18 protein-coding genes are annotated in these 21,453 nt (G+C 43.5%); 12 read left to right on the top strand and 6 right to left on the bottom strand.

Annotated features, from left to right (window positions below; genetic code table 11):
- Positions 1 to 28 precede the first annotated feature (28 nt).
- The 3 genes from OQJ75_RS02985 (at position 29) to OQJ75_RS02995 (ending at position 3,078) form a co-directional block, all read left to right on the top strand.
- Positions 29 to 925, top strand: a complete 897-nt coding sequence (locus OQJ75_RS02985; RefSeq protein ID WP_265970642.1) for a hypothetical protein — start codon at positions 29 to 31, stop codon at positions 923 to 925.
- Between the two features lie 191 nt (positions 926 to 1,116).
- Positions 1,117 to 1,869: a DUF481 domain-containing protein gene (locus OQJ75_RS02990; protein WP_265970812.1), complete on the top strand. Its 753-nt coding sequence runs from the start codon at positions 1,117 to 1,119 to the stop codon at positions 1,867 to 1,869.
- 192 nt (positions 1,870 to 2,061) lie between these two features.
- Positions 2,062 to 3,078: a polysaccharide lyase family 7 protein gene (locus OQJ75_RS02995; RefSeq protein WP_265970641.1), complete on the top strand. Its 1,017-nt coding sequence runs from the start codon at positions 2,062 to 2,064 to the stop codon at positions 3,076 to 3,078.
- A gap of 121 nt (positions 3,079 to 3,199) precedes the next feature.
- Here OQJ75_RS02995 and OQJ75_RS03000 read toward each other — a convergent pair whose 3' ends face one another.
- The 4 genes from OQJ75_RS03000 to OQJ75_RS03015 all read right to left on the bottom strand — a co-directional run bounded on the left by OQJ75_RS03000 (position 3,200) and on the right by OQJ75_RS03015 (position 10,618).
- Positions 3,200 to 6,277, bottom strand: a complete 3,078-nt coding sequence (locus tag OQJ75_RS03000) for an efflux RND transporter permease subunit (RefSeq protein ID WP_265970640.1) — start codon at positions 6,275 to 6,277, stop codon at positions 3,200 to 3,202.
- Complete coding sequence (locus tag OQJ75_RS03005) at positions 6,264 to 7,586, bottom strand: efflux RND transporter periplasmic adaptor subunit (protein ID WP_265970639.1); 1,323 nt, start codon at positions 7,584 to 7,586, stop codon at positions 6,264 to 6,266. The genes OQJ75_RS03000 and OQJ75_RS03005 overlap by 14 nt, the downstream gene beginning before the upstream one ends.
- A 193-nt stretch (positions 7,587 to 7,779) precedes the next feature.
- On the bottom strand, positions 7,780 to 8,967 hold the full coding sequence (locus OQJ75_RS03010; protein WP_265970638.1) for an outer membrane protein transport protein: 1,188 nt from the start codon (positions 8,965 to 8,967) through the stop codon (positions 7,780 to 7,782).
- Positions 8,957 to 10,618 (bottom strand): lipase, encoded by a 1,662-nt coding sequence (locus OQJ75_RS03015; protein WP_265970637.1) that lies wholly within the window; start codon positions 10,616 to 10,618, stop codon positions 8,957 to 8,959. Before OQJ75_RS03015 ends, OQJ75_RS03010 begins: the two co-directional genes overlap by 11 nt.
- A 357-nt stretch (positions 10,619 to 10,975) precedes the next feature.
- Here OQJ75_RS03015 and OQJ75_RS03020 point away from each other — a divergent pair, with 357 nt between their 5' ends.
- From OQJ75_RS03020 to dcuC, 3 genes are all read left to right on the top strand, one after another.
- On the top strand, positions 10,976 to 11,680 hold the full coding sequence (locus OQJ75_RS03020) for a winged helix-turn-helix domain-containing protein (RefSeq protein WP_265970636.1): 705 nt from the start codon (positions 10,976 to 10,978) through the stop codon (positions 11,678 to 11,680).
- Positions 11,673 to 12,179, top strand: coding sequence for a hypothetical protein (locus tag OQJ75_RS03025; RefSeq protein WP_265970635.1), 507 nt, complete (start codon positions 11,673 to 11,675; stop codon positions 12,177 to 12,179). Before OQJ75_RS03020 ends, OQJ75_RS03025 begins: the two co-directional genes overlap by 8 nt.
- 472 nt (positions 12,180 to 12,651) lie before the next feature.
- Positions 12,652 to 14,019 (top strand): anaerobic C4-dicarboxylate transporter DcuC, encoded by a 1,368-nt coding sequence (dcuC, locus tag OQJ75_RS03030; RefSeq protein WP_016785306.1) that lies wholly within the window; start codon positions 12,652 to 12,654, stop codon positions 14,017 to 14,019.
- Between the two features lie 185 nt (positions 14,020 to 14,204).
- Here the strand turns inward: dcuC and OQJ75_RS03035 are convergent, their stop codons facing one another.
- Both OQJ75_RS03035 and narQ read right to left on the bottom strand, forming a co-directional pair.
- Positions 14,205 to 14,837, bottom strand: a complete 633-nt coding sequence (locus tag OQJ75_RS03035) for a response regulator (RefSeq protein WP_008219279.1) — start codon at positions 14,835 to 14,837, stop codon at positions 14,205 to 14,207.
- Positions 14,824 to 16,554 carry a nitrate/nitrite two-component system sensor histidine kinase NarQ gene (gene narQ / locus OQJ75_RS03040; protein WP_265970634.1) on the bottom strand — a complete coding sequence of 577 codons (1,731 nt, stop codon included), beginning with the start codon at positions 16,552 to 16,554 and terminating at the stop codon, positions 14,824 to 14,826. The genes OQJ75_RS03035 and narQ overlap by 14 nt, the downstream gene beginning before the upstream one ends.
- Positions 16,555 to 16,806: 252 nt before the next feature.
- On the opposite strand from narQ, the gene napF reads away from it, so the two are divergent.
- The 6 genes from napF (at position 16,807) to OQJ75_RS03070 (ending at position 21,433) form a co-directional block, all read left to right on the top strand.
- Complete coding sequence (napF, locus tag OQJ75_RS03045) at positions 16,807 to 17,286, top strand: ferredoxin-type protein NapF (protein WP_061038200.1); 480 nt, start codon at positions 16,807 to 16,809, stop codon at positions 17,284 to 17,286.
- A 23-nt stretch (positions 17,287 to 17,309) separates the two neighbouring features.
- Positions 17,310 to 17,615: a chaperone NapD gene (locus OQJ75_RS03050; RefSeq protein WP_019824440.1), complete on the top strand. Its 306-nt coding sequence runs from the start codon at positions 17,310 to 17,312 to the stop codon at positions 17,613 to 17,615.
- A complete protein-coding gene (gene napA / locus OQJ75_RS03055) occupies positions 17,612 to 20,101 on the top strand; it encodes a periplasmic nitrate reductase subunit alpha (RefSeq protein ID WP_265970633.1) in 2,490 nt (829 codons plus the stop codon). Before OQJ75_RS03050 ends, napA begins: the two co-directional genes overlap by 4 nt.
- A gap of 110 nt (positions 20,102 to 20,211) precedes the next feature.
- Positions 20,212 to 20,673 carry a nitrate reductase cytochrome c-type subunit gene (locus OQJ75_RS03060; protein ID WP_017062614.1) on the top strand — a complete coding sequence of 154 codons (462 nt, stop codon included), beginning with the start codon at positions 20,212 to 20,214 and terminating at the stop codon, positions 20,671 to 20,673.
- Positions 20,674 to 20,702: 29 nt separating this feature from the next.
- Positions 20,703 to 21,284 carry a NapC/NirT family cytochrome c gene (locus tag OQJ75_RS03065; RefSeq protein WP_170964248.1) on the top strand — a complete coding sequence of 194 codons (582 nt, stop codon included), beginning with the start codon at positions 20,703 to 20,705 and terminating at the stop codon, positions 21,282 to 21,284.
- Positions 21,285 to 21,295: 11 nt separating this feature from the next.
- A complete protein-coding gene (locus tag OQJ75_RS03070; RefSeq protein WP_010430103.1) occupies positions 21,296 to 21,433 on the top strand; it encodes a TIGR02808 family protein in 138 nt (45 codons plus the stop codon).
- The last annotated feature ends 20 nt before the right edge of the window (positions 21,434 to 21,453 follow it).

Consider the following 21,453-nt stretch of genomic DNA (forward strand, 5'->3'; position numbering starts at 1 on the left):
ACAAGAACAACAGTCGACAGGAATGTAGATGAATACCAAACAACTTGAGGACGCTGTAAGTGAAGTGAGCTTATTCAATCAGCACCTCCACTTAATCCAATCCGTGCATACCATTCCGACCCCAAAAATGAATTGGGAGTCGATTGCGATGGAACCTGCGCCGACAATGCCAACGGTTCGATTCGATCATAAAGTCAAAGCCATGGAAGCTCTCGATGAGTACAAACCTAACTGGCTAGATATGTTGCTGGGCAACAAGTCGAAGTTGTACACCCTCACCAATAATATCGAGCGTGCCGCCGAACAAGACATCGAGCAATACAAGACAGAGTTTGTACATTGGGCTCAAAACTACAGCTACTGGGCCAAGGGCAACCAATTATCAAAAGGTATTTTAAACAACGATAGTGAAGCAAAACTATCAGCCCTTTCCGAAGCTCAACAGAACCCGATTAACGCTGCGGTAGTCGACACTAAGCTGATTAACCATAACTTCAATACCTATAAGAATGGTCACTTGCTAGAAGTCAATATTCAGGTTAATAAGCACAACGTGATCCCTAAAGAAAAAAAGGTATTGTGCCAAGGCGAAGTGAAGCTTGAAACGATGTCTCTTTCTGAAAGTAATGCCTTATATCGAGAGTATGTCTGCAGTTGTATTCTCAAGTGTGCGCAAGATGCTTTCAATGTGTTACCCGAGACGAGCGTTGTGGTCAATGTTGAACAGATTTCAGCAGATCAATCGAGCGAGACCATAGTTTCATGCCATGTCGAACAAGGGCTACTCGAGTTCTTGTTAATCGAAGACGATAAACCCTCTGAGATACTTGAATTCTTTGTCCACATTGAAGATTTCAATCCTCATCGAGGTAACGGATTCTCAGCGATAAAAACGATTTTTTCGCCTTTGCCTATGGCGTCATAACTCACTCGCATTTTCGATTCAATCATTGACGACTCTTCACGACTAGCCTTGCGTTCGTCGTGTTCAATCACCTTATATACCAAATCATTATGTCGACACACGCTATCCCACAAACAACGCGCCCATTAACCAACACAGTTTCATACATACGATCCCGAGCAAAGCTGCCTCTATTTCTTATCGCGTTCTCTATGCCCGTATTTGGAGAAGAGGTTGAAGAAGTGGTACTCGAGGACGAAGTCGCATTAAGCGAAGGTTCCGAGTTACAAGAAGAAGCTGAAGAATCCCCTTTTACGACCCTGACCAAGCTCGGGTTTATCTACTCGCAAAACACCAGTTCATCTTTGTCGATCAACTCTGGAATCTCTGTTGGATACAAAAAAGAGAACTGGGGCCAACGAGTTCAGTTTGATACCTACTATACCGATGCTGAAAACGACGAAGACGGCACCAATCGCTATACCACCAACTATGGCATCAGCTATGACTTGAACGAAGTCACCTATTTGGTCGCGACAACACGTTTTGAACACGACCACTTTGGTACTTATCGTAAGCAATTCATAACGGCTACAGGACTGGGTCGCCACTTTTATGATACTGAAAGAATCAAACTTCAAGGCTCCGCTGGCCCGGGTTACCGAATCAGTCAACGCCAATCCTCCGATGAAGAGTTCCCGAACAAAGAGAACTATGAGCTGATCGTCAATGCCAGTGTTGATGGTTCTCTGACGCTCACAGAAACGTTTTCTATTGGGGCAACCGCTAACATGGCTTGCGGTGAAGAGAACACCAATTACAACCTCAAAGGCTATCTAAAGAACATCTTGATGGGTAATTTAGCGCTGACTTTCGATACCGAATACATCTACAACACCACTGTCGCATCAGACCAAAGTAACGCCGAAATCTACAGCTCAATGAACCTAAACTACGATTTCTAAATAACGCTTCCCCCATCGAACATGCAAAAGGATTTGCGTGATCGTTCAGAAAATCATTACTAAACCGTATACGAAAACCAACCTCATTGACTCTAGCTCTAGCTCCATAACTAGAAAAATTGTATTGAGATGTGTTTTTGGAATCGGTAGCTCAAAGCTCTGTCAACAAAATGTAAAACCTCTCTTTATCCAATGAAAAACTCATGGTTTATCGATAAAGTTCGCTCACCTTTTGTATTACAAATAATTTTTATGTTCAACTATCAACAACCTTTAAAATACCTAAAAATTGCTGCGCTTATCTCTAGTGGATTATTACTCGCTGGCTGTGAAGCCAACGCTAAAAGCGAACAAGCAGAGCTTAAAACGTGCACCGATTGCAATTGGAACATCGAGCAATGGAAGATTACCCTTCCAGTCAGTGGTGACGATTACTACAACAATGGCCGCACTAGCGCAGCCGAGCTCATCCCACAAGAGTGTAATGGTAAAGAGTATCTAACCAACGACACTCATCTCCCTTGGTTTTCGCGTGAATCGGTTAACGGTAAAGAACGTCTCAAGTTCACTGTAGATCTTGGCGGACAAGTTTCCACAACGCCAAACACAAAGTACGTTCGCTCAGAGCTTCGTGAGCTTTACAACTTTGATTCAGAAAATCGTTGCAGTACTAAAGAGCAAAACTGGGCAGTAACCGGAACGCACGAACTAAAAGCGACATTAAGCGTTGACCAATTTCCGAATAAAGATGTAACAGGCAGCGACCCTAAAGTCGTTCTTGGCCAAATCCATGGCAAGGACATTAAGCAAGCGCTGGTCAAATTGCAGTGGGATGGTGAAAACAAACCGGTACGCGTTGTTCTGAACGATTCATTTCTACCAGGAAACAAAATGTGTAGCGACTGTCAGCCATTCAGTGTCAACCTAGGAATTGCGCCTGCAAACCTGGATTGGGATTACACGATTCGCCTCGATGAGCAAGGTATTTACCTTTCAACACTCATTAATGACGAATTATCAGAGCGCTTCTTACCTTGGGGCATCGAAACAGAAGATCGTGATGGCAACAAGGTTACGTTGTCAAAAGCATGGTTAGAGGAAGAGTACTACTTTAAAGCTGGCCTTTATGCTCAGATAAAGCCATCGAAAGAATTAGCAGGTGAACTGTTCTCGGTAAGCTTCTCGAAGATCAATATCGATCATAAGTAAAAATCGAATCTGCTAACACAAAAACAGTCTGGGACCTATGATTGTTAATGCGCCCACCATGACACATGGTGGGCGCTTTTTCGTTTCTTCGATTACGTTAACCGTAAATCGATTAGATAAATTAGGCTGGTTTGGTTCTCAATCGAGTCAATACATCCATTTGCTTTAGGTTCGCCATACCTACATACGCGACAGGCACTAAAAACAATGAGAAGAAGGTTCCAACCGATAAACCACCAACTAACACTAAACCAATATTAATACGACCCAGTGAACCCGGACCATCCGCTAGTGCCAGTGGCAATGAACCGAGGATCATGGTGAGTGATGTCATCAAGATAGGACGCAATCTTGAACGCGCACTGCTGATCGCCGCCTCTTGAGCACTCGCGCCAGATTTACGTTTCTCGTTAGCAAATTCCACCAGAAAAATACCATGTTTGGTCACTAGCCCAACCAGAGTAAGCAAGCCGATTTTTGAGTAGATATTAAGGCTTTGGCCAAATATCGATAGCGTCAGAATCGCACCCACGATACACAACGGAACCGTTAGCAAGATGATCATTGGGTCGACAAAGCTTTCAAATTGCGCCGCCAAAATCAGGAAGATGAAAATTAACGCCAATACAAACAACACCTGTGCACCGGCTGTTGAATCAACCAAGTCTTTAACTATGCCATTGAACTCGTAGCTCTGTGCGGGTTTCAATAAGCTCGGCACCGTGTCGTCGATATAAGCTTTCACATCGCTCGCTGTGTATCCGGGCATTAAGTCAGCCGTAATTTCAGCGCTGTCTTTACCCATAAATGTCTTAAAGTTAGATTCTGATGTCACTTGTTTAATCGATACAAACTGAGACAAAGGAAGCCTTTGGCCAGACTGTGAGTCCACATACAGCTTATCGAGCACCTTGAAATCGCCAAGATCACTGAGATTTACTTGAACTTGAATTGGGTACGTATAACCGTCATCGGCTTGCAAATCTGCCGCCTTCACTGAACCTAAGAAAGTAGATAGCGCATTGGTGACATTACTGTAATCCACGCCAGACAACACAATCGCATTGCGGTCAATCGACAAGTCATAACGTAATTGGTCGCGTAACATCGAATTTTTAATGTTGGTCACGCCCTCATAACTCTCAAGCGCCTCCACCACCTCATTCGCAGTTTCCGACAATACGGTGGTATCACGGTTAACCGTCGTTAACTCTAGGATCATATTAGTGGCAATGTTCAAGTTATCAGCCGAGCGAACCTTGAAAGACATGCCATAAGCAGAGACCGAACTTTGCGCTTTAGCGATAAACTCGTTCACCAACTCATCAGCTGACTGGTCACGCTCGCCCCATGATTTCAATAAAACGTGATTGGTCGGAGTCCCTTCGATGTAAGATAAATTCGCTTCTACTGAATTATCACCTTTGAACACACTGTTAAGCTGCTCGTTGTTGTCTAGGTGATACTGACGTCCGACTCCTGTAGGAGGCGTTGAAGTGACCTCAACAAAACCAGTATCTTCCGTTGGAAGCAACACTTGAGGCATTGTCCAAACCGCCAAAGCAGATAGAGCAATCAATGCCAAGGCAATACCACTCATCAGTGTTTTACGCTCAAACCATTTGCTAAGTTCCTTGGTGTACAAGTCAGACAGAACATTCAGCTTCGCATCAACTTTTTTGTACCACCTTGCCGGCTTTGTAACTGGCTTCATTAAGTAAGCACACATCATGGGTGAGAGCGTTAAAGCCACAAACCCAGAGATGATCACTGCTGCTGCTAACGTGAAAGCAAATTGTCTAAATAGGTCGGCGGTTAAGCCCGACATCAAACCAATAGGGAGATACACGACCGCTAAAGTCAGCGTCATCGCTATCACAGGAAAGACGATCTCTCGGCACCCTTTGATTGCCGCATTAAAAGGGTTTTCGCCCGCTTCGATATGTCGGTAACAGTTTTCAGCCACGACGATGGCATCATCGACGACCAAACCAATCGCAAGAATGATGGCCAAGATAGTCAGCACGTTGATACTAAACCCGAGCACATGCATAACTGCAAACACACCAATCACACACACTGGGATCGTGATAATAGGAATAGACGCCACACGAACTGAACCAAGGAACAACACGACAACGGCTGAAACAAGAACAATCGCCTCAACCAAAGTCATAAAACCTTCATCAATCGCAGTTTTAATGAAGTCGGCTTGGTTATAAACCATCTTCATCTCAATGCCTTCTGGCAACTGAGGCTGAATCACGTCTATTTGCTTCTTAACCTTATTGGCAACAGTCACTGGGTTTTCACTTTTCAGTGGCAGTACCTGAATCGACATTGCTAAGTTGTCATCGACTCGAAGAATACTCGGGGTTAAGCTTTCTTCTCCCATTTTAACTTCTGCAATATCGCCGACGCGAATGATCTTGCCGTTATCAACACGAATCACCAAATCTCGCACATCATCAACACTGGTCACTTGGTTGACCGGGTTAATAGAGAAATCTCTCACCTGACCTTTGATCGTACCCGCGGTAAATGTCGCGTTGTATGAGCTTAATGTACCAACTACATCCGATGCACTCATATTAAGCGCCATCATTCGATCAGGTTGTAACCACACACGAACCGCTTTTTCACTGCCACCATACGGCCCCCAAATCCCCCCCACACCTTGGATGTGCTTAAACTGGGGCACGACTTGCTGGCTAATGTAGTCGTACATGTCTTGCTTAGACATCTTGCCGGTATTCACAAACGTGATGATGTTACTCGGCATACTGGTATCAGAAGAGTCATCCGTTACCGTTGGCTTATCCGTCATACTCGGCGGGAAATCACCAATCGCTTCAACACTGCTGCGCAGATTGTTCATCAAGCTCGTGTATTCGACGTCATTAATGTCATCTTCAAAAATGATTTTTAGATTACACGTTCCTTCCTGACAGTCGGTCGTCATGGTTTTCACGTTGTCTAAGCCCGTTGCCGCCATGATCAGTTTGTCGGCCACATTACGCGACATGAACTCAGCGCTCGCGCCATTGATCGCCGCGGTTACAGTCGCCGACGGTGTTTTATGTTCAGGAAAGTATTGGATTGAGAGCTTTTGAAACGACAAAAGCCCAAGCAAAACAATCGTGATACTCAGTACTGAAGCAAAAACTGGATGCTTAATACAAATCTCAGGAAGCTTCATTCAGATTCTCCTTCGTTACAGCTTCCTTGCTTAGTGTTTCCTTGCTTTGAATTTCGCTTGATGACTCCTCAACAGTCGCACTGGTCTCTGCTTGCTCACTGTTTTCGCTGATCGCTTCGTCCACACCTTTCGATGCTTCCGTCCAATCAACCGAAGGTTCAATAGGATGTGGTTCATCCACCTGTATTACAGTCTTTTCTACTTTGGGTTCAGCGATCTTCTGAGTGTTTTCTTTGCTTGTCGGTTCCGTTATTAGCTCAACAGTTTTCTGCTCAGCATTTGGGTTCATGACCTTAACTAACGACGCTTTCTTGAGGTTCTGTTGTCCCGTCACAACGACGTTATCGCCAAGCTTCAAGCCTTTCTCGACAACAACGTAACCGTCGTTAGTATTCACGCCTAATTCGACAATGCGTTGCTCGATCTTTTCACCATTCACCACCCAAACAAAACGCTCTGCATCTTTTGCTTGAACGGAGTTTTGAGAAACCACCATCTGCGTTGAATCTTCGCTGGTCATCTGACTTACTTTGGCAAACATACCCGGAACTAAGCGATGCTCTGGGTTAGTCACGTGCGCGTGAACTTCTACACGGCCCGAGCTTTCGTCCACCGCTGGCGCAATGTAATCCACCACACCAGAAAATGCTTCATCGACAAATGCATCAACTTGGATGGAAACATTCTGCCCAAGCTTTGCGTTTCCTAAATCCGACTGTCCAATGGAATACTGAACTTCGACAGGATCGAGTTTGATCAAACTGACCAACGCGGTTGCGCTATCAATCTTACTGCCCACTGAGTGAGTGAAGTTAGTTAGCTGCCCATCAAATGGCGCTACCAATAAATAGTCATTCATCAGCGCTTCTTTCTGACGGAAATCAGCTGCGGCTAGGTTCGCCTGTTCGCCCAGTTCTTCCACATCTTGTTGAGACATAGAGTCAGGCTGTTTCTTTAGTAATTCTTGTACTCGCTTTAATTTCGACTTTGCTAACGCTAGAGAGCTTCTTGCTTTGTCTAAATCGGCTTTCGCTTTGGTATTGTCCAGTTGAGCGATCAGTTCGCCTTTTTTAACTGAATCTCCATCTTTGAAATGGATGTTGAGAATTTTGTCGGAGGCACTAAATGTCAATGCAGCAGAGTCCGTTGCCCTGATTTTACCAACCTCGTTGATTGAAGAAGTGAATGCTTGTTTGTGAGCTTTTTCGATAGTCACAGGAATCAAGTTTGAGTCTTGGGCAAACGATGGATAGATATGTAAGGCAAACAGTGCCAAACAGATTGTTTTACTAAGCTTTGTAAATTTCATTTTTAATAACCATAACCGTTGAATTCGTCTGAATTAAGACGTTTTTCTAAGCAGCTATTTCTTACTTAATGAGCTTCCAGCTATTTAAATAATGCTAAAACAGCTAATAATGAGAAAGGGCTCAACTCACTGTCGAGCCCTGCAATTTTTATATGATTCCTAAATTTTTACGTTCTGAACTCCAAAGTAAAAGTTAAAAACGATGCTGATACTGTACACCTAGGAGTAAGGCATCAGCAGTCACGTCAGCAGTAACATTAGTTCTTGATAAACCATCTAGACTTTCATCTACGTGTTGAGATTCACCAACAATGAAACCAACGCCAAGATCTACAGAACTTGTTGTTGTCAGGTGGTAAGTCCCTCCAACTGTAAACCAATGACGGTTAACATCAGGGATAGATAACGATGTGAGTTCGTCAGTCGGGGAAATGTCATACATGTAACCCGCTCGTACAACGATGTCTTTCGACATGGTGTACGTACCACCGACAGAAATATGCCCTGCATCTTTCCATTGATATTCTTTAATCGAGTCGTCATAAGAGTCAGATGTTAGCGAGTCAAATTCAGACCATTTCACCCATTGCAGACTGTAGTGAAATGCCCACTGTTCGTTGAGTTGATGCCAACCGGAGAACTCCAAAGTATCGGGTAACGGAACGTTCATTTCGTCAGCAGAAACGCCTGCTTTAGTGATGTCACCTTCAACTTCGATATCAGGGCTGTAGCGATAAGAAATACCGAACCTGTTTCGCTCATTCACTTGATAAGTCGCACCAATGTTGGCTCCCAAACCAAAGCCGTCCGCATCTACATTCAACAAGCCCTGACGGTAGATCTCACCCTCACCGTAGATAACATCCAGCCCGGCACCTAAGTTGATTTTTTCAGACAATTCATAAGCAACAGCGAAGCCAACATTGATACTTGAAAGCGCCGTTTTACCCCCAAACTCATCTGCTTCGAACGAGTTATCAAATTCAACATCAGTGCCAAAGTTGGAGTGAACCGTCGTACCCAACGTGAACTTCGAATCTTCGATAGGATGAACATAATGAATGTTTGGAACTAATGTCCCTGCGTCTAATGATTGGTCATCTAACATTTCAGTATCACCAACCATTGGTGTGTAGCTAACGCTAGACACATCAATACCACTATCGATATAGATAGCGCCGACAGAGAGTGTTGGTTGCTCGATGTAAGCCATCGCAGCGCTGTTTTTAGCAACAATTGCCGCGCTATCTGCCATCACTGCATCACCGGCGAATGCACGACCTAACCCGGTTGCAGACTGCGCGTTAAGTTGAAAGCCAGCCGCATTAGTCAGGCAAGGGACAAGAGCAGCGGCAGTGCTCAGTAAGAATTTATTCTTCATCTTGAGGCACCTCGGTTTCGATGTGATCTTCGTTATTAATGACGACTACTGCACCGTCACTCATTACCATAGAAGCAACGGCAATTTGTTGAGTGTCCACCGCTTCACGAACGTCTGACATGTTTTCACCTGGTGTGCCCGGTAAGCCATTTTCATCAACGGGACCTTCATAGGGGAACAGATACGTACCATGCCCGCCGGTTGTGGTTCGTACTGCTCCACGCTTTTCATTAATATTTTCTGATGTGCCTGTTATTGGGTCTAAGCCAAGCGCAGTAATCAGTGGTTCAGTACCAGTACGAATGTTACCTGGCGCGGTATTGGGAATTACGCTATCTGGGACATAGTCAACACCAACGTCACAAGTCTCCCCGCAATCTCCAACGGCAGCTAACAAAAGAGTTGGTTGCTCAGCAGCGACTTGGCGAGAGATAAAGCTCGCAGGGTCAGCACTATCAATTGTTGCTTGGACCCCTTGTTTAAGGTCTGTCACAACCAAATCGAAGATGTCATCCTCTAGCTGACTAACAAGCAGCGCGTTATCTGTTGAAAGTGCGACAAAATCACGAAGCGCTTCAATGCACTGCTGATTCGTTGCTTCTGTTGTACATGTATCTGGTATCACCGTTTCAGCAATGCCGCGCTGAACATCTGGGGATTTCTTAACCCCTTCTGGCATTGCAGCGGTCGGGAAACCACCTTCAGTATTGGTAATCCATTCGTATAATGGAGGGCAGTTTTCTTTTGGATCAAACTCATCGATGGTGCACTCAGATTCTCTTTCTTGAGTAAAAGGCAGATAAGACGGTATTCTTAACTTCTTAGAGTACTGGCTGTAGTCACTATTAAACTCGCGAACCTTTTCAACGCCATCTAAAAATTTAGTATGGAAATTAACGTGATTATTTCTCATTACATCCAGAGGGGAATAAGTACTCTGAGTTTTAAATTGCGCGGCATATACAGGAATACCCTTATCTGGATATAACGCATAATATGAATCAATAGCGCTCAATACTTGCTCTTGAAGCACTTCTTCTTTTTCGTTATTTAATGGAACTTCTGAATAAATCAAATCATCAAAGCTAGCATCTACTTTTAAAGGCTCATTAAATTCAGTTTTTACCCCATCCGTTACTACAATCGAATAAGTACGACTCTCAGCTAAGCCTGATTCACATTGAATTTTAATATTGGAACCATCAGCGGATATTTGAGTGACAACTTCTTCGCCTGTTAGGTCATCAATTAATACAACATTCCCGGCTAAGGTTTCGTTATTGAGTGGATAACGTTTGTCCGAATTAACACTTTGTAGAGGAATTAAAATCGGTTCCGCACAAAGTCCCCAACCGTCTAGGGCTGCGTATGAATTGTTGTAGTCCTGATAATAAGCATCATTGGTCGATGACATTGCGGCAACTTCTTCACCGACTCCTGATATTGTTCCATCGTCGTCATACCCATACCCATCGTTTGGTTTTGGTAGTTCATTAATGTTGTAGGGAACCAATACCGAAACGGCCTCTTGAGTCGAGTCTTCAGACTGACAGCCGAGTAAGGCAAGCGTAATTAGTCCACATATATATGGCTTATTGAAATCTTTCAAAACAGCTCCTTCGTAGCTTTCGCATTTAACTGGTGTGGTCATGCGATTTATCGTTATTTGAGTTGCCGATTGAGTCGGAGGTAAGTTCGACTTTTATTTGTAGAGAGCAAGGCAACACGAAATTGGAATGACACGTTGATAGAACTACGTAAGAAATTTGAGCAATTAACCCACACCCACTAAATCAGCGTCACCCGTTAATGATCCAATAGCTACTAACGGCAAGCACCTGAAACCACATTAAACAACCTCAAAAAGGTTTATAAGGGAATCTAAATAGGGAAATAAAATAAATTTATTCAATAACTTAAATATCAAAGGAGACAAAGTCAGCGAGTTTATATTTGTAGCAACATTTGTTATATTTAGGTTAGAACGCTTACAACAATGAGAACCCAGATGTCTGCTGAATTTATTATCAATGATGATATACAAGTCAATTTAGAAGAGAGTGAAATCCATCACTTTAAGACAGGTCGTACATACCCAATAGGTTCGAATGAATTAGAGCTACTCAAGTTTTTTATCTCTCGACCGAATGAAGTAATCACTCGCCAAGTTCTGATCGAACAAGTGTGGGTTTCTAAAGGTATATACGTTGAAGATGGAAGCTTAATGCAAACCATCTCTATCTGCCGAAAAGCTTTGGGAGACAAGAGTGGAATGATCATCGTTACTGAACGTGGTAAAGGTTATCGATTTGCAGGCCAAGTAACCCAAGACAAGCAACGCGCGCTTAGTAAAATTCAATCGCAGTTAAAGCAAGAAGCTCAACAGCAAACCGAAAGCATTGTAAAAGAGAGTACAACGACAGAAAAAGCAGTTCATACAAAGAAAACAAACAATGTATTAGCACTGATTGCATTATTTGTAGTGACTGCGGGTTTATCCCATTATTTGTTTTCTTATTTAGATAGAAATGGCCTAGGCGAAGATCTCGTGGGTCAGCATTTTATCTCTTGTAAAATCGAATCCGACGAATTCACTTTTAACGAGTTATTCAACGTCACGCTTTATGAATATAAGGGACGAAAAATAATCATAGATAATTCAGGAAAATCTCTGAGCTTTCCAGTAGGATTTAAAGGAGTGACTTGTGAATAACAAAACGAATACAGCAATTTTTGTAGTACTGCTTGGCGTATTAGTCGGCTGGGTTTCTACCTTTATTCCCAAGTCACATCTTGAAGGGCATTATTTAGCCAATACAGCATCGATTATTAACCCATCCAATAATATGATTCATAACCAGTCTGCTATTAATATCGAGTTTAAGAAGAATGACAGTTATGACTTATTGTACGTATCAACTAAGCAAGTCGGCTTTACGTCATCAGGATCTTACTCTGTCACTCAACACGACATCTCACTGGATGAGAACCAACACCAGCAAATCATCCCGAATCGCGAGTTGTCGTTTTACGAAAAGGTGATGATAAGTGAAGGGGCTACCCTTTCTTCTGACGCGATGCCTTATATTCCATTGAATAAAGAAGAGTTTTTACTCATTACTCGCTATGGGATGATTCACTTTTGTAAGAAGGTCATCTGTTCTGAGCTGCCAACGTATTCAAATGACACTCCTGACGTTGATATAAACTAAACTCGCTCGTTATTCTAATTATATTTTAGTGCCAGCTTGTGTTTTAGCGCTTACTTAAGGGAAATAAGTAAGCGTTAAACATAAGTAATCTTTAAACGTAAATAAGCTTCAAAGCTAAGTAAGCTTAAAAGCTAAGATTCTCACCTCTTTACTCCGATAAATACTCACTTCGTTACACATTCCCTTCCAAAGTACAGAAAACACCCGCAATTTATAAAACAAGGCCCACATATGCAATTAGAACAACCAAAGGTGATCCAAGTTATATTCTAACGAGCTACAAAATTTGTTTATTAACATCTAAACAACAGTAGTTAATCACGATTTACAACCACAATTAACATCGAAAAAAATGTTTGTCTTAGATCATATCAACCTCAACTATGCCTCGTGCCACAGTGCAGTTTTCTGTACATTCATTGTCATATTCTGAAACACTTTCTTATATTTCTTAAACTTTGTGGAGATTTCTATGTTAGAGCTCTTGATCGGATTAGTGATTACTATTGCTGTTGGTTACTTTATTGTAAAAGGCTATAAAGCAGCGGGTGTACTACTAACTGCTGGCCTCGCCCTACTTCTTATTACTGGCCTTATTGGTCACACAGTTTTACCAGCTAAGGTAGCTTCAACAGGTAACATGGTTACCGACTCACTAGAATTCGTTAAGTATATGCTTCAATACCGCGGGGGCGGCCTAGGCATGCAAATCATGCTTCTGTGTGGTTTCGCTTCATACATGACTCACATCGGCGCGAACAACGTGGTAGTAAAGCAATTTTCTAAACCACTTGCAGCGATCAAGTCTCCTTATGTACTTCTTGTTGCGGCTTACATCGTAGCGTGTCTAATGTCTCTAGCAGTAAGTTCTGCTACAGGCCTTGGTGTGCTATTGATGGCAACCCTATTCCCAATGATGACGGCAATGGGTATTTCTCGCCCAGCAGCAGTTGCGGTTTGCGCATCACCTGCAGCCATCATTCTTTCACCAACCTCTGGTGATGTGGTTATCGCAGCAGAAAAATCAGGCATGTCTCTTGATGTGTTTGCTGTTCAAACGGTACTGCCTGTTTCTATCTGTGCAATCATCGTAATGGCTGCAGCCGCTTTCTTCTGGAACAAGTATCTAGATAAGAAAGAAAACACACCAATGGAAAAAGTAGACGTTTCTGACATTGAAACAACGGCACCCGCTTTCTACGCTGCACTGCCATTCCTACCTATCATCGGTGTATTCCTATTTAACGGCCGTACGATTCCAGGCCTTTCACTTGATATCTACACCATCGTAGTGGGTTCTATCTTCGTGGGCGCAATCATCGATTACGTTGTGAAGAAGTTTGACGGTGAGAAAACACTAGAAGATCTAGACTCTTGCTACCAAGGCATGGCGGAAGCATTCAAAGGCGTGGTAATGCTGTTGGTTGCGGCGGGCGTATTTGCTCAAGGTCTAATGTCTATTGGTGCGATTGATAACCTAATCGGTCTTGCTGAATCGGCAGGCGCAGGCGGTATCGCATTAATGCTTATCCTGACAGGCCTAACGGTGGCTGCTGCTATCGCGACAGGCTCTGGTAACGCGCCTTTCTATGCATTCGTAGAGCTGGCTCCATCATTAGCGGCGAAAATGGGCTTGAACCCAGCGTTCCTAATCATCCCAATGCTTCAAGCATCGAACCTAGGCCGTACCATTTCACCAGTATCTGGTGTAATCGTAGCGACTTCTGGCATGGGTAAAATTAGCCCATTTGAAGTCGTTAAACGTACGTCTGTACCGGTAATCTGTGGTCTTATTACCGTTATCTTCGGTACGCTTGTTCTAGTACCAATGGCAGCTTAATTGTCAGTAAAAGAGACATGGTAATTTAGATATAAAATGCTTAAACAAAAAGGCGCTGAACTTAATAAGCTCAGCGCCTTTTTTAATGTCACATGTTCAATGTCGTTTGAAGCTAACGCTATTTGATCCGAGCACTTGTAACTAATAGTACGGCTTGAAATAGTTTTATTTCAAAGGAACAAGCCCTACTTCATTTCACCGTAGCGTTCTAGATACAGAACCGTTGCAGCAGTACGAGAAGGCACTTGCAGCTTTTTCAGCAAGCTTTTCATATGTACCTTAACTGTCGATTCAGAAATAAACAGGTGATCTGCTATCTGCTTGTTACGGTAACCTTTCGCGACTTCTTGAAGGATTTGCATTTCGCGTTCAGTCAGTTGGTCGAAGATATCATTGCGGCTACCAGCGTCATTTAAGTAACGAGCAACCACACTGCTGTAAGCCTTGTCACCGCTGTGTGCTTGCTTAAGCAGTTCGATTAACTCATCGGGTTCTGTGTCTTTCAACAAGTAGCCATCAGCGCCTGCTTTTACAATCGCTTCAATGTCTGCAGGGCTATCAGAAACCGTTAGAATAACGATGTTAGCGCTTGAGCCATCAGTACGAAGTGCTTTCAGCGTGTCAAGTCCAGACATGCCTTTCATATTAAGATCCAAAAGGATCAGGTCCGGTTCTTCTTCATGGGCAAGAGCGACCGCTTCAGTACCGTTACTTGCTTCTGCAATCACTTCGAATTCATCTTCAAAGCTCAGTAATTGGCTTATACCTCTGCGCATCAATGGATGATCATCAACCAGCATTACTTTACAAATCGTCAACTTTAACTTCCTTCAAACTTTTATATTTCAATATGACTGTACAGCCTTCACCTTGAGCCGCTTCAATCGTTAAGTCGCCATTCAGTCTTGCCGCACGCTCCTGCATAATGCTCATCCCGTAGTGGTTCATCTTAGAACTACTTGAGTCAAAGCCATCTCCATTATCTTTAATCACGACTAATACTTCACCGTCCTCATCGATACAGCATACATCTATCAAGTCGGCATTGGCGTGTTTTATTGCGTTAATTGTTGCTTCACGAATCAATTGAAGCAAGTGAACCTGACTATGTGCATCAAGTTCTATGGATGAAAGATTGTTGGTTAGGTTAATCTTTGCATCTGTTCTTTCACTGAGCTCTTCAAGCATGGTGCTCAAAGCGTCTCCGAAGTTGCCCTCTTTTATCGTCAACCTAAAGGTTGTGAGCAACTCTCGTAGTTGAGTATAGGCATCAGCTAAACCGTTGCCGATTTCCGACGCTATTTGTTCAGATTGCTCTCGGTGCTGTTGTTCTGGCAATTTGCCAATCACGCGCTTCAACAATGTCACTTGGATTTTCAAATACGACAGTGATTGAGCCAATGAATCATGAAGTTCACGGGCAATCGTTGCACGCTCTTCCATTATAATAAGCTGTTCTGCTTTCTTCTGCGCGCGATTATAATAGATCGCTCGTGATAACAGTTGGATAAAGCTCTCAATCAGCGTCTTGGTTGAATGACCATGATGATATGAACAATATAAATAGCCCAAGATAAGCTCGTTATCATCCAACTTCATTTCAAACTTTTCATGGTCCAAGTTCGAATCATACCCTTCGTCCATAATCAACGAACGACCTGAACTATCAGCAATCTCAAGCCTTAACGACTCTATTCCTTCTAGACTGACTAGGTGCTGCAGAATAGCTCGGAAGTTTTCTGGGGCGATACGCGTAACCGTAAGTTCTTGTGAAGAGTGATAAAGCGCCTGCAAAGATTGGTTGGCGTTTTGCAACTCGACCGTCTTAGCGTCGACAACAGACTCAAGGTTTCGATAGAGCACGCCCAAATCTTTGGCCATCGAGTTAAACGTCTTAGTCAGAATGCCAAGTTCATTGTTGTTAGTGACTTTTAACTCCACCTCAAAGTCACTGTTTTTGATCCGCTGACTGGCTCCAACGAGCGCGTGGAGTGGCTTAACAACTTGTTTACGTACAAAGTGAACAACAAAAAGAGATATGACCAGAATTCCACCAAGGCCGATACCACCAGCCCACGCTAACTTTATTAACTTGTCTTCAGAGAACTCTTGCAGCTTATAAACAAAGCCATCGATTTCAGCCACGAAGTTTTCAACCAACACGAGATAGTGATCGCGCTCTTCGCTATTCAAGACCTGTTTCAGCTCATGCCAACGGCCGATAATTAAATAGTAATCTTCTGTGATGTCTGTCGGAACATTCCAACTGACTAAATTGGTCATGGATGGCGAGTAAAGAGAACTTTCGAATTCACGAATATGAGATTCATAATCGACAGATTCTATTTGAATATCATGGGCTAAACGGTAGCTTTGCATTCGCATTGAACCGGCCACGTTAACCGCTTCCGCATCATTCAAACTTGAAGCCAAAGTAAAGATGGCAAAGCCAGTTGTAGCAACCGACAACAGCAGTATAGAGAGCAAAGATTTTGCTATCGTACTTGTTACAGATGAAACCGGTCTTATAAGCAAAAGTGCCTTCCTATGATAAATGACTTGCCAGCGATATCGTATTGTCACACATCAAAAATCATAGCTCCATTCAATATGTGATCACTCGCTCCGTAATTTATTGATCTAAGACAATATATGCCCCCAATTAGCCCTTAGGGGGTATTTATACAATTGTTTCTAAAACTACACTACTTGTGAGGACTCATTACAAGATATTAATAGAATAATGACCTACAATTACAACATCTTAGTAACATCTATAGGTATCTAGTGGTAGATCTATCAAAACGCCGTCTTTTTTCAAGACGAAAAGTTGACTCAAGCCAGATTCGTTTGCCTTGGATTAACAATCTAGAAAGCTTTACAGATGACTGTACTCGCTGCGGTAAATGCATCGAGAGTTGTGAGACTAAGATAATCATTGTAGGCGATGGTGGTTTTCCTACTGTCGATTTCTCTATTGATGAGTGTACGTTCTGCTATCAATGTGCAGATGTATGTCCCGAACCCATTTTTAAGCCAAAGCAAGGAGAGCCTTGGCAAGCAAAAGCACATATCTCTGATAAGTGTTTAGCACAGCAAAATGTTGAATGCCGAAGCTGTGGTGACATGTGTGAACCTATGGCCATTCAATTTCAACTTAGAGCAGGCAGTGTTGCTCTACCAAAAATCAAGTTAGATGAGTGTAGCGGTTGTGGAGCCTGCGTAGCAGTTTGCCCTACTTCAGCTATTCTTGTGAGTAATGCATAAAACAAAAATAACGAGAGCAATTTATGGCACTAAATGAAGTGCATATATCAAGTTTAGTCGTGCATGTGAGCCCAGAGCATCTAGACGAGATCAAAGCACAAATCGAGCAGTTCGATAATGCAGAGATTTACGGCAGTAGCCCTGAAGGCAAAATCATAGTGGTCCTAGAAACCGAGAACCAAGGTTTTGTAACGGATACCATCGAAGAAATTAATAATATTACGAACGTTTTAGGGACAGCTTTGGTTTATCACCAAATCGAAACTGGACTGGACGAAACGGATTTAGAAACTGGAAGCAACAATTCTCAACTTGAGGGTGAAGTATGAAAATGACAAGACGTGCGTTTGTGAAAGCAAACGCAGCTGCATCAGCGGCAGCCGTTGCAGGTGTAACTCTACCGGCAACAGCAACCAACCTGATTGCTAGCTCTGATCAAACAAAAATCACGTGGGATAAAGCGCCTTGTCGTTTTTGTGGTACGGGCTGTTCGGTACTAGTAGGTACTCAAAACGGCAAAGTGGTTGCAACTCAAGGCGACCCAGAAGCACCAGTAAACAAAGGCCTTAACTGTATCAAAGGTTACTTCCTTTCAAAAATCATGTACGGCAAAGACCGTCTAGAACAACCTCTTCTTCGTATGAAAGATGGCGAGTTCCATAAAGACGGTGACTTCGCACCCGTATCTTGGGACAAAGCGTTCGACGTGATGGCTGAGAAATGGAAAGCATCTCTTAAGAAGAACGGCCCAACAGGTGTTGGTATGTTCGGTTCTGGTCAGTGGACAGTAATGGAAGGCTACGCAGCCGTTAAGATGATGAAAGCGGGTTTCCGTTCAAACAACATCGATCCAAACGCTCGTCACTGTATGGCTTCTGCGGTAGGTGCATTCATGCGTACCTTCGGTATCGATGAGCCAATGGGTTGTTACGATGACTTTGAACACGCAGACGCATTTGTACTGTGGGGTTCAAACATGGCAGAAATGCACCCAGTACTATGGACCCGTATTACAGACCGTCGTCTAAGCCACCCACACGTTCAAGTAAACGTACTGTCTACTTACTACCACCGTTCTTTTGAGCTTGCAGACACTGGTTACATCTTCAACCCTCAGTCTGACCTTGCGATTGCAAACTTCATCGCAAACTACATCATCCAAAACGATGCGGTTAACTGGGACTTCGTGAACAAGCACACGAACTTCAAGCAAGCAACGACAGACATCGGTTACGGCCTTCGTGACGATGATCCACTACAGAAAGCAGCAGCAAACCCTAACTCAGGTGAAATGACTGCTATCTCTTTCGAAGACTACAAAGCGTCTGTTGCTGAGTACACAGTTGAGAAAGCGTCTGAAATGTCAGGTGTATCTCAAGATGACCTGATCAAACTGGCTAAGCAATACGCCGATCCAAACATCAAAGTAATGTCACTATGGACAATGGGTATGAACCAACATACTCGTGGTGTATGGATGAACAGCCTTGTGTACAACATCCACCTTCTTACAGGTAAGATTTCTACTCCAGGTAACAGCCCATTCTCACTAACTGGCCAACCATCTGCGTGTGGTACAGCTCGTGAAGTTGGTACGTTCTCTCACCGTCTACCGGCAGATATGGTTGTTGCTAACCCTAAACACCGTAAGATTGCAGAAGACATCTGGAAACTTCCAGAAGGCACTATCCCTGCTAAACCAGGTGCTCACGCTGTTGTTCAAGACCGTATGCTTAAAGACGGTAAGATCAACGCTTACTGGGTAATGTGTAACAACAACATGCAAGCGGGTCCAAACATCAACACTGAACGTCTGCCAGGTTACCGTAACCCAGATAACTTCATTGTTTGTTCAGACCCGTACCCAACAGCAACAGCTCAAGCGGCTGACCTTATCCTTCCTACAGCAATGTGGATTGAAAAAGAAGGTGCTTACGGTAACGCTGAGCGTCGTACACAAGCATGGTACCAACAAGTGAAAACGGTAGGTGAAGCTAAGTCTGACCTATGGCAAATCATGGAGTTCTCTAAGCGCTTCACTATTGAAGAAGTTTGGGGTGAAGAACTGGTTGCGAAAATGCCTGAGTACCGTGGCAAAACCATGTACGACGTGCTTTACAAAAATGGCAATGTTGATGCTTTCCCTCTGTCTGAAGCTCAAGAGCTTAACGACGATGCACAAGCACAAGGTTTCTACGTTCAAAAAGGTCTATTCGAAGAATACGCAGCCTTTGGTCGCGGTCACGGTCACGATTTAGCACCATACGATCGCTACCACAAAGTTCGTGGTCTACGTTGGCCTGTTGTTGACGGTAAAGAGACACTATGGCGCTTTAAAGAAGGTTCAGATCCATACGCTAAGAAAGGTTCTGATTGGGACTTCTACGGTAAGCCAGATGGTAAAGCACTGATCATCAATGCTCCATACGAAGCGCCACCTGAAGTACCAAACGATGAATACGATATGTGGCTATGTACAGGTCGTGTTCTTGAGCACTGGCACACAGGTACTATGACTCGTCGTGTACCAGAACTTTACAAAGCAGTACCGGATGCACTTTGCTACATCCACCCTGCTGACGCTAAAGCTCGTGGCCTTCGCCGTGGTGATGAAGTTCTTATCGAAAACAAACGTGGTGAAGTTCGTGTACGTGTTGAAACTCGCGGCCGTAACCGTCCACCACAAGGCTTGGTATTCGTACCATTCTTTGATGCAAGAATTCTGATCAACAAGTTGATCTTGGATGCAACGGATCCTCTGTCTAAACAGACGGACTACAAGAAGTGTCCAGTTAAGATCACTAAAGTCGCTTAAGCCTAGGCTTAGAGAGACGATCTTAAGTATCTAATATTGCGACTACTTTTTTCACTGTTTTGAAAAAAGTAGTCCTCTCAAAGAATTAGCCTTTAGGCGGAGAAATTAACATGAAAAAACTGATTACTGCCCTACTATCAGCTGGTCTTTTACTAGCTGGTGCAGTTCAAGCTGAAGCTGAGCTGGATAACCCAGGCGGCATTGGTGGCGTAGAATCTCTACGTGGTGCAAGTGAACTAGAAGCAACTCGCGCAGCGGACGACTTTAAAAAGTTCCCACGCGACCAAGTGCTAGAGAGCGATTACGTATACCAACCACCATTGGTACCTCACACAATTCGTAGCTACGAAGTTTCTTTAAACGCAAACAAATGTCTGTCTTGCCACAGCTGGAAAAATGCGAAAGAAATGGGTGCAACTAAGGTGAGTGTAACTCACTACATGAACCGTGAAGACGCCGTTCTTGCTGATGTGTCACCTCGTCGTTACTTCTGTCTGCAGTGTCACGTTCCTCAAGCTAATGCAAAACCACTAGTTGAGAATGAGTTCAAACCTGTAGATTCACTGCGTTAATCGTAGCCGGACTGTAAGAGAGGCTATACATGATAAAATTACTTAAAGCGTTTTGGAAAAGACTCGCGACACCAAGTAAAGCAGCGGTAGGCGTTGTTTTATTCTTGGGTTTCTCGGGCGGTCTTTTGTTCTGGGGTGCATTTAACACGGGTATGGAAGCAACCAACACAGAAGAATTCTGTTCTGGCTGTCACGCACCTATTGTTGAAGAGATCCAAGAGACGATTCACTACTCTAACCGTTCAGGCGTTCGTGCAATCTGTTCAGACTGTCACGTACCGCATGAGTGGACAGATAAAATCGTTCGTAAAGTTCAAGCATCAAAAGAGCTATATGCGCACTTTATTTCTAAGACGATTGATACGCCTGAGAAATTCAAAGAGCGTCGTCATCACTTAGCAGAGCGCGAATGGGCTCGATTGAAAAAGAACGATTCACTTGAGTGTCGTAACTGTCACCAATTCGATTACATGGACTTCTCAGAGCAGAGCCCTCGTAGTGCGAAACAACACTCGACAGCGCTAGCTTCTGGTGAGAAAACGTGTGTAGACTGTCACAAAGGTATTGCACACAAACTACCAGACATGCACGGCGTTGAAGGCTGGCAATAAGGAGCGATTGAATGAGTACTTTAGAAAGCGTAATTTGGCACATCCTAGGTTACAGCGCTATGCCAGTTATCATTCTGGGCGGCTTCGCTGGTGTTGCAGCCGTATCTCTTTGGATTTTATCTATGGGTAAAGACAAAGAAATCGATTAAGAATCGAGATTGCGTTAACT

It is taken from the genome of Vibrio sp. 14G-20 (assembly GCF_026241515.1).
In the GTDB taxonomy this organism is placed as follows: Bacteria; Pseudomonadota; Gammaproteobacteria; order Enterobacterales; family Vibrionaceae; genus Vibrio.

Coding starts and splice junctions, on each gene's coding strand:
- OQJ75_RS02985 (WP_265970642.1), top strand. CDS start 29: ATGAATACCAAACAACTTGAGGACGCTGTAAGTGAAGTGAGCTTATTC.
- OQJ75_RS02990 (WP_265970812.1), top strand. CDS start 1,117: ATGCCCGTATTTGGAGAAGAGGTTGAAGAAGTGGTACTCGAGGACGAA.
- OQJ75_RS02995 (WP_265970641.1), top strand. CDS start 2,062: ATGAAAAACTCATGGTTTATCGATAAAGTTCGCTCACCTTTTGTATTA.
- OQJ75_RS03000 (WP_265970640.1), bottom strand. CDS start 6,277: ATGAAGCTTCCTGAGATTTGTATTAAGCATCCAGTTTTTGCTTCAGTA.
- OQJ75_RS03005 (WP_265970639.1), bottom strand. CDS start 7,586: ATGAAATTTACAAAGCTTAGTAAAACAATCTGTTTGGCACTGTTTGCC.
- OQJ75_RS03010 (WP_265970638.1), bottom strand. CDS start 8,967: ATGAAGAATAAATTCTTACTGAGCACTGCCGCTGCTCTTGTCCCTTGC.
- OQJ75_RS03015 (WP_265970637.1), bottom strand. CDS start 10,618: ATGACCACACCAGTTAAATGCGAAAGCTACGAAGGAGCTGTTTTGAAA.
- OQJ75_RS03020 (WP_265970636.1), top strand. CDS start 10,976: ATGTCTGCTGAATTTATTATCAATGATGATATACAAGTCAATTTAGAA.
- dcuC (WP_016785306.1), top strand. CDS start 12,652: ATGTTAGAGCTCTTGATCGGATTAGTGATTACTATTGCTGTTGGTTAC.
- OQJ75_RS03050 (WP_019824440.1), top strand. CDS start 17,310: ATGGCACTAAATGAAGTGCATATATCAAGTTTAGTCGTGCATGTGAGC.
- napA (WP_265970633.1), top strand. CDS start 17,612: ATGAAAATGACAAGACGTGCGTTTGTGAAAGCAAACGCAGCTGCATCA.
- OQJ75_RS03060 (WP_017062614.1), top strand. CDS start 20,212: ATGAAAAAACTGATTACTGCCCTACTATCAGCTGGTCTTTTACTAGCT.
- OQJ75_RS03065 (WP_170964248.1), top strand. CDS start 20,703: ATGATAAAATTACTTAAAGCGTTTTGGAAAAGACTCGCGACACCAAGT.
- OQJ75_RS03070 (WP_010430103.1), top strand. CDS start 21,296: ATGAGTACTTTAGAAAGCGTAATTTGGCACATCCTAGGTTACAGCGCT.